At 44.8% G+C, this 14,162-nt stretch carries 9 protein-coding genes; all 9 read left to right on the top strand.

Annotated features, from left to right (window positions below; translation table 11 throughout):
• Nucleotides 1-34: 34 nt before the first annotated feature.
• Nucleotides 35-1,012: a pyruvate dehydrogenase complex E1 component subunit beta gene (locus tag AM279_RS18110; protein WP_054409458.1), complete on the top strand. Its 978-nt coding sequence runs from the start codon at nt 35-37 to the stop codon at nt 1,010-1,012.
• A gap of 155 nt (nt 1,013-1,167) precedes the next feature.
• Nucleotides 1,168-3,660: a DUF5686 and carboxypeptidase-like regulatory domain-containing protein gene (locus tag AM279_RS18115; protein WP_054409459.1), complete on the top strand. Its 2,493-nt coding sequence runs from the start codon at nt 1,168-1,170 to the stop codon at nt 3,658-3,660.
• Between the two features lie 64 nt (nt 3,661-3,724).
• Nucleotides 3,725-4,219 (top strand): hypothetical protein, encoded by a 495-nt coding sequence (locus tag AM279_RS18120; protein WP_054409460.1) that lies wholly within the window; start codon nt 3,725-3,727, stop codon nt 4,217-4,219.
• A 77-nt stretch (nt 4,220-4,296) separates the two neighbouring features.
• Entirely contained in the window at nt 4,297-4,842 is a 546-nt protein-coding gene (locus AM279_RS18125; protein ID WP_054409461.1) for a hypothetical protein, read from the top strand.
• Nucleotides 4,843-5,038: 196 nt separating this feature from the next.
• Entirely contained in the window at nt 5,039-5,569 is a 531-nt protein-coding gene (locus AM279_RS18130; protein ID WP_054409462.1) for an inorganic diphosphatase, read from the top strand.
• A 139-nt stretch (nt 5,570-5,708) separates the two neighbouring features.
• Nucleotides 5,709-8,183: a sodium-translocating pyrophosphatase gene (locus tag AM279_RS18135; RefSeq protein ID WP_054409463.1), complete on the top strand. Its 2,475-nt coding sequence runs from the start codon at nt 5,709-5,711 to the stop codon at nt 8,181-8,183.
• 323 nt (nt 8,184-8,506) lie between these two features.
• Nucleotides 8,507-9,580, top strand: coding sequence for an efflux RND transporter periplasmic adaptor subunit (locus tag AM279_RS18140; protein ID WP_054409464.1), 1,074 nt, complete (start codon nt 8,507-8,509; stop codon nt 9,578-9,580).
• Between the two features lie 3 nt (nt 9,581-9,583).
• Nucleotides 9,584-12,664, top strand: coding sequence for an efflux RND transporter permease subunit (locus AM279_RS18145; protein ID WP_054409465.1), 3,081 nt, complete (start codon nt 9,584-9,586; stop codon nt 12,662-12,664).
• A gap of 1 nt (nt 12,665) precedes the next feature.
• Nucleotides 12,666-13,991, top strand: a complete 1,326-nt coding sequence (locus AM279_RS18150; protein WP_054409466.1) for a TolC family protein — start codon at nt 12,666-12,668, stop codon at nt 13,989-13,991.
• Nucleotides 13,992-14,162: the final 171 nt, after the last annotated feature.

The following is a 14,162-nucleotide window of genomic DNA, read 5'->3' on the forward strand; positions in this document are numbered from 1 at the left end:
GCGTCACATTTTTTAACACGCGAAAAATAATTACATGAGAACGATACAATTCAGGGAAGCAATATGCGAAGCGATGAGCGAGGAAATGCGCCGCGACGAAGCTATCTATCTAATGGGTGAAGAGGTTGCCGAATATAACGGTGCCTACAAAGCCTCTAAAGGCATGCTTGACGAATTTGGCCCTAAAAGGGTTATAGATACCCCAATTGCCGAACTTGGTTTTGCAGGTATTGCTGTAGGTAGCGCCATGAACGGCAACAGGCCTATTGTAGAATTCATGACTTTTAACTTTGCCCTAGTGGGTATTGACCAGATAATAAACAACGCCGCTAAAATACGCCAGATGAGTGCCGGCCAGTTTAACTGCCCTATCGTGTTCCGCGGGCCTACGGCTTCTGCCGGCCAGCTTGCCGCTACACACAGCCAGGCTTTTGAAAACTGGTATGCAAACACCCCGGGCCTTAAGGTAGTTGTGCCTTCTAACGTATATGATGCCAAAGGCCTTCTTAAGTCTGCCATTCGTGATAACGACCCTGTAATCTTTATGGAGTCTGAGCAAATGTATGGCGATAAAGGTGAGGTGCCTGAAGGAGAATACACTATTCCGCTTGGTGTTGCCGATATTAAGCGCGAAGGTAAAGATGTTACCATTGTGTCTTTTGGTAAAATTATTAAAGAAGCATTTGCTGCTGCCGAGGAGCTTGAAAAAGACGGTATCAGCTGCGAGATTATCGACCTTCGTACTGTGCGCCCTATGGACCATAATACCATCCTTGAGTCGGTTAAAAAAACAAACAGGCTTGTAGTGCTTGAAGAGGCGTGGCCATTTGGCTCTGTAGCTTCAGAAATTACATATATAGTACAGGAGCGCGCATTTGATTACCTTGACGCACCTATACAAAGGATTACAACTGCCGATACCCCTGCGCCTTACTCTCCGGCACTGCTTAAAGAGTGGATTCCTAATGCAGGAGACGTTGTAAAAGCCGTTAAAAAAGTTATGTATAAATAAGATTTGTGCATTTGTTGATTTGGAATTTTGGTAATTTGTTAAGCAGCCTCATGACAGGTAATTTTCAAATTAGCACATCTTCAAATTGTCAAAATATTGCTATATATTTGAAACTTCATCATACTAAATGATGAAGTTTTTTGTTTTAATCCCATATGAAAAGAAAATTACTGTTTTTAGCGGGTTTGTTGCTGCTTGCAACGCTATCCGCATTTAGCCAAACCAAGGTGGGAGGTGTGGTGCTCGATGAAAAAAAAGCGCCCGTGGCTTATGCCAATGTGTATTTTAAAGGCAGTACCGAAGGGGTTATAACCGATGAAAACGGCAAGTTTTACCTGGAGTCTAAAAACACGTATAAAGAGCTTGAAATTTCGTTTGTAAGCTTTGCTTCAAAAACTATTGAGCTTACGGCTGGTGCAAACCTTAATCTTAAAATAGAGCTTAGCGAATCTACCGAACTTAAAGAGGTGGTGGTATATTCGGGCAAAACGTCTAAAAAGAATAACCCCGCGCTCGATATCCTTAGAAAAATATGGGAACGCCGCCGTAAAAACGGCCTGCACATGTTTAAGCAATATGCTTATGATAAGTATGAAAAGGTAGAATTTGACCTTAATACCATAGACAGTGCCATGATGCAAAGCAGGCTGTTTAGGGGTATGGAGTTTATTTTTGACCAGGTAGATACCAGCGATATTACGGGTAAAACCTACCTGCCCATATTTATAAACGAGCAGCTTAGCAAGGTGTATGGCGATAATACAACCAGGAAAAAGAAAGAAAATATAAGCGCCAACCGCAATTCGGGCTTTAGTGATAACCAGCAGATTATTGCTTTTGTAAAAGACCTGTATGCCGAGTATGATATTTACAATAATTACCTTAAGTTTTTTGACAAAGACTTTGTTAGCCCGCTTAGCCGCACCGGTATAGATGTGTATAACTATGTGCTGGCCGATACTGCGGTTATAGACAATAAATACTGCTTTAATATAGTGTTTTACCCGCGCCGCAAGGGCGAACTTACCTTTAAGGGTAATTTTTGGGTAAACGACACCACGTTTGCTATTAAAAAGATAAGTATGTCTGCCAGTAAAAATGCTAACATTAACTGGGTTAAAGATATTTATATAGAGCAGGAATTTGATGTATTGAATGATTCGGTTTTCCTGCTGAAGCGCGACCACATGATGAGTGATTTTGCCCTGCGCAAAAAAGACGAAAGTAAGGGCGTGTATGGTAAGCGTACAACGCTTTTCAGGGATTATGTGTTTGACGAAAAGAAACCCGATGATTTTTATAAGGCTGAGGTAAATTATTACGACCCTGAGATTCATAATAAAAGCGATGCCTTTTGGGATGACAACCGGTTTGAGTCGCTCAATAACGATGAGCGGGGTGTGTATAAAATGCTCGACACCTTAAAAACAGTGCCCAAGTTTAAGCGCATGTATAGCCTGGTGGCCACGCTGGGTAGCGGTTATTACCAAATGGGGCATTTTGATTACGGGCCCATATTTTCAACCTTTGGTTTTAATGATGTGGAAGGCTGGCGCCTGCGCACCGGTGGGCGTACGTACTTTGGCCAGAATGACCCGTGGCGTATTGAAGGTTATACGGCATACGGCTTTAAGGATAACAAGTTTAAATACGGTATTTCGGGTAAGTGGATGGTTGATAAAAAGAACCGTATAATACTTTCGGCAGGAACCCGTCGCGATATAGAACAAATAGGGGTAAGCCTTACCGCTACCAGCGATGTTTTGGGGCGTAGTTTTGCATCATCATCACTATTTGCAAGCGGTAATAACAACAAGCTTACCAATATTAACTTCAGCACGTTTTCGGCAGAGATTGAGCCGGTAAAAAACCTGGTGTTCCGCACAAACTTTAACTACCGCACACTGCGTTCGGCATCGCCGGTATTTAACCTGGAGTACTGGGTAGACCCTAACGACCATTCTTTGGGTACAAAGGGCGAGGTAGACCAGTATGAATATGGCGTGCAGATAGATTATACGCCTAAACGCAGAACAATAGGTTATGGCGTAGAGCGCAGCGATGTAGATTTTAACTACACCCGCCTGTTCTTAAACTTTTCGCACGGTATAAAAGACCTCGGGGCGAATGATTTTAACTATCGCAAGCTACAACTGTTTTATCGTCAGCCGGTGCTTGTAGGGGGCTTTGGTCGCCTGTTTACCACCTTTGAGGCCGGTAAGATATTTGGCGATGTACCGCTGGGTCTTATGGGGGTAATACCCGGTAACCAAAGCTGGTTTAGCATAGAAAACACTTACAACCTGCTTAACTACTACGAGTTTTTGGCCGACGAGTATGTGTCGCTGCATTTTGAGCACAATTTTAACGGCAGGCTGTTTAGCCGCATACCAGGGCTTCGCGATCTTAACCTGCGCGAAATTATAGGCATAAAAGGGGTGTATGGTACCATATCAGACGGTAACAGGGCGCTTAACGCCTCTAACACTATTTACCGCGCTCCTGAAGATGTATATTGGGAGTATCATGCCGGTGTGGGCAATATTTTTAAGGTGTTCAGGATAGATTTTGCCTGGAGGGGCAGTTACCTGAATATACCTGATGCCAATAAGTTTGCTATAAAGGGTTCGTTTGGTTTCTATTTCTAACATTTTGTTAAAATCGTTACGAAAAATTTGTATTTTCGTTGCTGTCAACTTACCAACCCCCTTTATGAAACGTTTTATTTATGTACTTGCAATGGCCTTGTTTATAGCGGGCTGTAAAAAAACGGAAGTAACAACTGAAGTGCAAACCCAGCCGGCAGAACCCGCTGCAACAACAGTTACAGATTCTGTTTCGTTAAACATAATAAATAATTCCGGCTTTAACCTTGACGAAGAGTCGCGTGTTAAGGCAGAATTTGGCAGGGTGGCAAAAAGGCTGGCTTTAACCATTAAAAATGTTGAGGTGGTTAAAGATAAGACCGATAAAGGTATAGCGTTTTATATGCTTGTTGCCCAAAGCGATGAAGGTACAAAACTGGCTACCCCGCTTGCTGAAAATGCCTCAAAACTTGAGTTGTATAAAACAGATGCCAAGATTATAATATGTGGCAGTAAAACTGGCGAAAACTTCAGGATAGGCGCTACTGCCCAGGATGGTGTGGTAAGGCTTTACTGTGCTGACTGCGAGAAATGCGAAAAAACAGAGGTGTTTATTCGCTAAACATTAACATTTCGTTAGCTTCAATTGGTTGATAATGTGTTAACTTCGTTACATCATCCTAACTAACAACCAGTATTATGAAGAAAAACTTACGCAAATTTTTAATGTTTGCAATGCTCCCTCTTTTTCTTGTTTCATGCAGCGCAGACGAAGACCTTACAGTAGCCGAACCACAAAATAACCACTCTGTACTGAGGCAAAGTTATTGGGATGGAATAATAGGCGTAAACCACGGAAACGGTAATTATGAAATAACCGCTAATCCTCAATTGTTAATGTCAGACCTTCAGGAGCACCTTCGCCTGCAAGGTGATGTTGTAACTTTGCAAACCATTGCAATTGAATATAAAAAAGCAACTAATGATAATACCGATGGGTATATGCTTATTGCCAGCGATAATTTAGGTACATCTGTAGGGCTTGTACTTGCATTAGGTGCTAACAATACGTTTAAATTAGACTATGGGTTTAGTAATGGCGAAGACCCTTATGCCATATCGTGCAGGGGGTGTGCCACAGGCTGTAACCTGCAACAGCTTAATATGCCGGGCGGTGGTAAATTTCCGTATTGTGCCTCAAACGGTTGTGGCGATTTTTGTCAAACCAGACAAGATGCCTTTTAATAAACCTTTTAGTATTAAAATATCTAAGGCCTTCTGTTATCAGGAGGCTTTTTTAGTTTCAGGATTAAAACATGCTTAAACGTTTTCGTTGATTAACTTTTTGTAAACAGCTTATTTTACAGGACTTTTAACCACCTTAAAATTTGCTGCATAGCATTTTTATTTTACTTTTGCGGCATATATAAAAAACGAAACAATGTCAGCAGCTAAACTGAAAACATTTGATGTTCTTATCGAGATACCAAGGGGTAGCAGGAATAAATATGAGTACGATTTTAAACTAAAGAAAATCCGTTTTGACAGGATGCTTTTTTCATCTATGATGTATCCTGCCGATTATGGTTTTATTCCTGAAACACTTGCACTTGACGGCGACCCGCTTGATGTGCTTGTACTGGTAACTGAGCCTACTTTTCCCGGTTGTGTAATGGAGGTTAAGCCTATCGGCGTATTCCACATGGCAGATGAAAAAGGCCCGGATGAGAAGATTGTTTGTGTACCGGTGTCTGACCCGGTTTGGAACAGGCTTAACGACCTTAGCGATATAAACGCTCACCTTCTTAAAGAAATTGAGCACTTCTTCCAGGTTTACAAAGACCTTGAAAACAAAAAAGTAGATGTAGAAGGATGGGGAGATGTTCACGAAGCACGTGAAATCATTGACCAGTGTGTAGACCGTTTTGAGTCTATGCAAGATAAGCCTGAAGCGCTTTTCAGCATCAGCTAATACGATAAAAGTATCTTTATAATATTTTGAAGGGCAATATACTGCACAGTATATTGCCCTTTTTCGTTTGATTTTTTATTATATTTACAATACGTTAAGAAAACGTTTTAGTAATTAAAAACCAAACAAACCAAATTTTATGGATTCGATAGTTATTTACGTTCCCCTGATTATGGCTGTACTGGGGTTACTGTTTATGTCAGCCAAACGTGCATGGGTACTAAAACAGGATGCCGGAGACGGTAAAATGAAAGAAATTTCAGAATACATTTATGAAGGCGCCCTTGCATTCCTTAAAGCCGAATACAAACTTCTTGCAATATTTGTGCTGGTAGCCAGCATTGCCCTGGCGGGTATTGCCTATGTTGTGCCTACCACACATTACCTGATAGTAGTGGCATTTATTTTCGGAGCTTTCTTTTCGGCGCTTGCCGGAAACATGGGCATGAAGATAGCCACAAAAACAAACGTGCGCACCACACAGGCTGCGCGCACAAGCCTGCCACAGGCGCTTAAGGTGTCTTTTGGTGGTGGTACTGTTATGGGGCTTGGTGTTGCCGGGCTTGCAGTACTGGGGCTAACGGGTTTCTTTATATTCTTTTTCCATTATTTTATGAATGGCCAGTGGGCGCCTGCCGAGTTTGAGGGTATTACCAAAACCCCACAGGAACTCATGACCATAGTGCTGGAAACCCTTGCAGGGTTTTCATTAGGCGCTGAAAGTATAGCCCTTTTTGCCCGTGTGGGTGGGGGTATTTATACCAAGGCTGCAGACGTAGGTGCCGACCTTGTAGGCAAGGTAGAAGCCGGTATACCTGAAGACGACCCGCGAAACCCTGCCACTATTGCCGATAACGTAGGCGACAACGTGGGCGACGTGGCCGGTATGGGTGCCGACCTTTTTGGTTCTTACGTGGCAACGGTATTAGCGGCTATGGTATTGGGCAATTATGTGCTTAGGGATATTACAGCAGCCAACCCTGCATTTACCGATGCTTTTGGCGGTATAGGGCCAATATTGCTGCCTATGGCTATAGCGGGCTTTGGTATATTGTTTTCTATAATAGGAACCTTCCTGGTTAAGATAAAAGATAACAACGCTAAAGAGGCGCAGGTGCAGGGCGCGCTGAACGCAGGCAACTGGGTAAGCATTGTACTTGTGGCGGTATCAAGCTTCTTTTTAGTACAACACATGCTGCCCGAAACCATGACCATGTCATTCTATGGAGAGGCGGCTAAAGAAATATCATCGTTGCGAGTGTTTTATGCCGCGCTTGTAGGGCTTGTAGTGGGTGGTGTTATATCATCGGTTACAGAGTATTATACCGGCCTTGGCAAAAAGCCTATTCTTGCTATTGTACAAAAGTCAAGCACCGGTGCGGGTACAAACATTATTGCCGGGCTTGCCACAGGTATGGTGTCTACTTTTCCCACAATATTATTGTTTGCATCGGCAATTTGGGCCAGCTATGCCTTTGCAGGCTTTTATGGTGTTGCACTTGCTGCCAGCGCCATGATGGCTACCACGGCCATGCAGCTTGCTATTGATGCCTTTGGGCCAATATCTGACAACGCAGGAGGTATTGCCGAAATGAGCGAACTGCCTAAAGAAGTGCGCACCCGTACCGATATTTTAGACTCAGTGGGTAACACCACAGCAGCTACAGGCAAGGGTTTTGCCATAGCATCAGCCGCATTAACATCATTAGCGTTATTTGCGGCTTATGTAACCTTTACAGGTATAGATGGTATAAATATATTTAAAGCGCCTGTACTGGCCATGCTGTTTATAGGCGGTATGGTTCCGGTGGTGTTCTCAGCATTAGCCATGAACTCGGTAGGTAAAGCAGCGATGGACATGGTGTATGAAGTGCGCCGCCAGTTCCGTGAAATTGCAGGCATTATGGAAGGTACGGCCAAACCGGAATACGGCAAGTGTGTGGAGATTTCAACTAAAGCCGCTTTACGCGAAATGATGCTGCCGGGGCTGTTAACTATAGGCTTCCCTATAGGCATTGTAATTGTAGGCATGCTTGTATACCCAGATAACAACCAGCTTACCGCCGAAATGCTTGGCGGCTATATGGCAGGTGTAACCGTTAGTGGCGTGCTGTGGGCAGTGTTCCAAAACAATGCAGGTGGCGCTTGGGACAATGCCAAGAAATCATTTGAAGCGGGTGTTATGATAAACGGCGAGATGACCTATAAAGGCTCTGATGCGCACAAGGCAGCCGTTACCGGCGATACAGTGGGCGACCCTTTTAAAGATACCTCGGGCCCGTCTATGAATATACTTATCAAGCTTACGTGCCTTATAGGGCTTGTAATTGCGCCAATTTTGGGTGGCCATACTGCCGAAGCTGCGCCCGATACTACTAACCCCGCCGCTACGGTTATAGAGCAGCGCGAGCCCGTTGTGGTGGGCCAGCAGGAAGAACAGGAAATACAGGTAGACAAACAGGTTGATGCCGATGGCAAGGTAACGGCCACCGTTACGGTTTCTACCAAAACAAGTACTGACGAGATTAAAACAGAGGAGAAAGTGTTTACCGGTACCGATGCCGAGGTTAATGCTAAAATAGAAGAACTGAAAAAAGCCAAAGGCGCAGAATAATACAACCAACCTATCAATAATGAAGAAATCCGCAGCATACAGCCGCGGATTTCTTTTTTTACAGCATCTATAATTTTTGTGATATGAAAATTTATGTAAGTTATTTCTTAATTAAGTAACGTTAAACAGTTGACGGTTGGGCAATATTCCATTAGCTTTGCGGTTGCCATAACCGCAGCAGGCAGTTAAAGGGGGCTAAGTTACCGTATTGTTAAAAATGGTATTGACGAATTGCATTCGTCATAAATCCATACGCACTTTTTTTCATTTACGATAGATTTGCTTAGTTACCGCAAACGATTGCTGTAACCTTACTATTTTACATGAAAGTCAGATACCTTGTTTACACCCTTATTATTTTAGGCGTTGGTGCGCTTGTGTACTACCGCATTGCCGAAAACAAAAAACAAAAAGAAGCCATGCAGGGCAGCGGCAAAGGCGGCCCGCAACAGGCTATGGTTGTTAACGGTGTTGTTGTAGCACCCCAGCCGTTTAGTAATACCCTGCAGCTTTCGGGCTCAATAGAGGCTAATGAGCAGGTGCAGGTAAGCAGCGAGGTATCGGGCGTTGTAGATAAGATTTATTTTACCGAAGGCACCATGGTAAAAGAAGGCCAGGTACTGGTGCATATAAACGATGTAGAATTGCGTGCGCAGGCAGTTGGTGCTAAAACCCGCCAGAACCTTGCCGCCGAAAACGAACGCCGTGCAAAGCTGCTGCTTGAAAAAGAGGCCATAAGCCAGGAAGAATATGATATTGCCAGTGCCGATTATAAAACCGCCCTGGCGCAAACCCAGTTAATCAATGCGCAGATAGGCAAAGCCAGTATACGTGCGCCGTTTAGCGGTGTTATAGGGCTTCGCAACATATCGCCCGGTACTTATGTATCGCCTACTACGCTCATCACTACACTTGTAAACAGCAGCAAGGTTAAGATAACTTTTTCGGTTCCTGAAAAATATGCTGCACAGGTTAAAAACAATTCTAAAATCAGGTTTACGGTAGCGGGAGATGCCACCGGGTATACTGCAACCGTTTATGCGCTTGAGCCTGCTGTTGAGGTTTCTACCCGCACCCTGCGTGTAAGGGCTATTGCAGATAACCCTAAAGGCAACCTGCTGCCGGGTACTTTTGCCAATGTAAAGTTGCAGATAGGCAAAGCCGATGATGCTTTTTTAGTGCCTACCGAGGCTATTGTGCCGGTACAGGATGGTAAAAAGGTATTTATATCTGAAAATGGCAAGGCTAAGGAAGTAATGATACAAACCGGTACCCGTACAGATGCCAACATACAGGTTATAGATGGCCTTAAACCAGGCGATACAGTGCTTACCACCGGTGTGCTGACCCTAAAGAACGAAGCCCCTGTTAAGGTAACGGTAACCCCTAAAAAATAACGCATGAGCCTTAGTACCATAAGCATTAAGCGCCCCGTGCTTACCATAGTAATGAACGTGGCCATTATACTCTTTGGGTTTATTGGTTATACGTTTTTGGGCGTACGTGAATTTCCCAGTATAGACCCTGCACAGATATCTGTACGTACCAACTACACGGGTGCCAATGCCGATATTATAGAATCGCAGATTACGGAGCCGCTGGAAAAAGCCATTAACCAGATAGACGGTATACGTAACATTACCTCGAGCAGTAACCAGGGGTCCAGCAACATTAACATTGAGTTTGAGCTGGAAAAAAACCTTGAAGAAGCCGCTAACGACGTGCGCGATAAGGTGAGCCAGGCCGTGCGAGAGCTTCCGCAGGATATAGATGCCCCGCCGGTAGTAAGCAAGGCTGATGCCGATAGCGAGCCCATTATAACCATGACGGTGCAAAGCGCCGCCCGAAATCCGCTTGAGCTTAGTGATTATGCCGAGAACGTAATTGCCGAGCGCCTGCAAACCATTCCTGGTGTAAGCAGCGTGCAGATTTGGGGCCAAAAGCGTTATGCCATGCGCCTGTGGCTTGACCCGGCCAAGCTTACCAGCTATGGTATTACGGTAGGCGATGTGCGCAATGCGCTTGATGCCCAAAACGTGGAACTTCCTACAGGTAAATTAACGGGCAAGAATACCGAACTTACGGTAAAAACCATTGGCAACCTGAGTACGCCGGAGCAGTTTGGCGATATCATCATTAAAAATGACGGAGCTACTATTGTGCGCCTTAGCGATGTGGGCCGTGCTGAACTGGGACCTGAAAATGTGGAAACCAAAATGACCAATGACGGCCAGCAGCTTGTGGGCCTTGCCATTGTGCCGCAGCCGGGGACCAACTACCTTGAAATTGCCGACCTGTTTTATGAACAATACGATAAGCTACAGAAAGAGCTGCCATCTGACCTGAAGCTGAATATAGCTATTGATAACACCCAGTTTATTAAAAAATCAGTAACCGAGGTGGCGGAAACGATTGGTCTTTCCATATTATTGGTTACACTTATTATTTACTTGTTCTTCAGAGACTGGGGTATTGCACTAAGACCGTTGCTGGATATACCGGTGTCGCTTATTGCAACGTTCTTTATTATGTACATTTTCGGGTTTTCGATAAATGTACTTACGCTACTGGCTATTGTTTTGGCAACCGGCCTTGTGGTAGACGACGGTATTGTGGTAACCGAAAACATCTTTAAGAAGGTAGAAGAAGGCATGAACCCTATTGAAGCTGCCCTAAAAGGCAGTAACGAAATATTTTTTGCGGTAATATCCATCTCTATAACCCTTGCGGCGGTGTTTTTGCCGGTAATATTTCTGGAAGGGTTTGTGGGCAGGCTCTTCAGGGAGTTTGGTGTCGTCATCGCGGCGGCGGTGCTGGTTTCGGCATTTGTATCGCTTACGCTTACGCCCATGCTTAATGCCTATCTTATAAAAGGCGGCGTGCACAAAAAGAGCCGTTTTTATGAGTGGAGCGAACCTTATTTCGAAAAGCTGAACAAAGGCTATGCGGGTATGCTTATTACCTTTATGAAACGCAAGTGGGTAAGCATCCCGATACTTGTAATATGTTTTGGCCTGATAATGTTGTTCTTTGGTGTGTTGCAAAAAGAAACCGCACCTTATGACGACCGCAGCTTTGTGGGTATGAACATTACCGGCCCTGAAGGCGCCAGCTATGAATATATGGACCGTTTTATGAAGGAAATGGAACGCCTTATAAGTGATTCTATCCCGGAAAAGAAAGTAAACCTTGTTATTACCTCGCCGGGCTGGGGCGGTTCGGGTGTTAATGCCGGCCGTGTGCGTATTGCGCTTAAAGAACCCCACGACAGGACGCGTTCGCAAAAAGAAATAGCCAATGATTTGGGCAAATGGGTTAAGCGCTATCCCGAAGCCCGTGTGAATATTAGTGAGCAACCCACCATTGCCGTAAACCGCAGGGGAGGGGCGCCTATACAATACATTATCCAGGCGCAGAACTTTGAAAAATTGCAGGAGAAAATCCCGCAGTTTATGGATGAGATAAGCAAAGACCCTACATTCAGCATGACGGATGTAAACCTTAAATTCAACAAGCCGGAAATTAACGTTACCATAGACAGGGAAAAGGCACAAAGCCTTGGCGTATCGGTAATGGATGTGGCACAAACGCTGCAACTGTCGCTCAGTGGCCAGCGCTTTGGCTACTTTCTTAAAGACGGCCGCCAATACCAGGTTATAGGCCAGTTTGATGAGGTAGACCGCGCCGCGCCGATTGACCTTACTTCAACCTATGTAAAAAGCAATACGGGGCAGCTTATACAGCTTGATAACCTGGTGCACGTAGATGAAAAAAGCAGCCCGCCACAGCTGTACCATAACAACCGTTACATGAGTGCTACTGTGAGTGCCAACCTTGCTCCCGGAAACAGTATTAGCGATGGTATAGAAGCTATGGAACGCGCCAAGGAAAAAGTGCTTGACGAAACCTTTACTACCGACCTGGGTGGCGAATCGCGAGACTTTGTGGAGAGTAGCAGCAACACGCTGTTTGCCTTTGGCTTGGCTTTGTTGTTGATTTACCTGATACTGGCCGCACAGTTTGAAAGTTTTATAGACCCATTTATCATTATCCTTACCGTGCCTATGGCGGTGGCGGGGGCGCTGCTTTCGCTGTGGCTGTTTGGCCAAACGTGGAATATCTTTAGCCAGATAGGTACCATTATGCTTATTGGCCTTGTAACCAAGAATGGTATTTTGATCGTGGAGTTTGCCAACCAGCTTCGGGAAGAAGGCAAAAGCAAGTATGATGCGATTATTGAGGCCGCCGAAAGCCGCCTGCGCCCTATATTGATGACCAGTCTTGCCATTGCCTTGGGAGCACTGCCTATTGCGTTGTCGTTAGGTGCTGCAAGTACCAGCCGTATAGGTATGGGGGTTGTAATTGTGGGAGGTACGGTGTTCTCGCTGGTGCTAACGCTGTTTGTAATACCGGCAATTTATTATATGTGGTCGCGCGCCAAAAAGCACAGGCCTGAGTTTGACAACATTAAAGATTTGTAAAATGAGGTTGTGTATATATATAGCTTTGAGCCTTGTGTGTTTTGCAGCCAAAGCCCAGGATTCGCTAACCGTTAAGCCCAATGCGCCGCTGCTTAAGGTAGAAGATGCCGTGGCTATTGCGCTGCAAAATAATTATGATATTCGCCTGGCTACTAACGACCTGAAGATAGACGAGCAAAACGTTAGCCTTGCCAATGCCGGCCTGTTGCCTAACCTTTATGGTTCGGTTAGCCAGAATAACAGCATACAAAACAGCCGCCAGGTGCGTACTGACGGTACCATCCAAGAACTGGATAACGCCCGTAACAACAGCCTTAACTATGGTGTAAACCTGGGGTGGACCATTTTTGACGGTTTCCGTATGTTTGCGCGCTATGACCAGCTTAAAAGCCTGCAAAAGCTGGGCGAGGCCGAACTGCAGTTTACCATTACCACCCGTGTGGGCGATGTAATGAATACGTATTACGACCTGGTGCAGCAGCAGCAATACTTACAAGCGCTGGATACGGCTATGGTTATAAGCAAGCAACGCGTTGACTGGGCTACCAACCGCTTTAAAATAGGTAAGGCAGCCAAACTTGATGTGCTTAATGCACAGGTGGACCTTAATACTGACCGCACCAATTATTACCGCCAGGTAGAGCTGTACAACAATACCAAGACTTATTTAAATGAACTTTTAGCCCGGGACCTGGCTACCAACTTTAAAGTAGATGATGAGGTGGCTACTGATGATAAACTGGTACTGGCAGACCTGATGAATATGGCCAGCAGCCAAAACCCGCAGATACAAATGGCACTCATTAATAAGCGAGTTGCCGAGTTGAATTTAAAGCAGGTTAAAGGGGCGCGTTATCCGCAGGTATCGGTTACTACGGGGTATGTATTTAGCGAAAGTGAATCAAGTCTTGGCTTTGCCCGCGAAAATAAGGGACAGGGTTTTAGTTATGGGCTTTCGGCCAATATAAATATCTTTAACGGCTTTTTGCAGAACCGTAATGAGAAGATTGCTAAGATACAGATTGAGAACAGTAACGTAGTGGTAGAGCAGCAAAAGCAGGCTGTTAATTCGCAGTTGATGACAGCTTTTCAAACCTACCTTACTAACCTTGACCTGGTTAAGCTTGAGGCTGCAAACGTAGCCCTGGCGCAGCAAAACCTTGATATTACCATGGAAAAGTATCGTATAGGTACCATTACCCAGATTGAGGTGCGTACGGCACAGCTTAACTATGTAAATGCGCTTACACGAAACAGTACTGCACAATATAATGCCAAGATAAGCGAAGTGAACTTAAGGCAGCTGGCGGGGAATCTTTCTCTTTAGGAAGCTGCTTAGCCGCTGAGCTTCTTAGCTGCTAAGCTTTTTTTCAGGGCCTGTCATGACGAGGAGGAACGACGAAGCCATCTTTGGTTTTCATTTTAGATTCCTCAACTTCGCAAGCTCCGTTCGGAATGACAAACGCATAAAAAAACTCCCACCAAAAGTGGGAGTTTT

Source organism: Flavobacterium akiainvivens, assembly GCF_001278115.1.
GTDB classification, from domain to species: Bacteria; Bacteroidota; Bacteroidia; order Flavobacteriales; family Flavobacteriaceae; genus Flavobacterium; species Flavobacterium akiainvivens.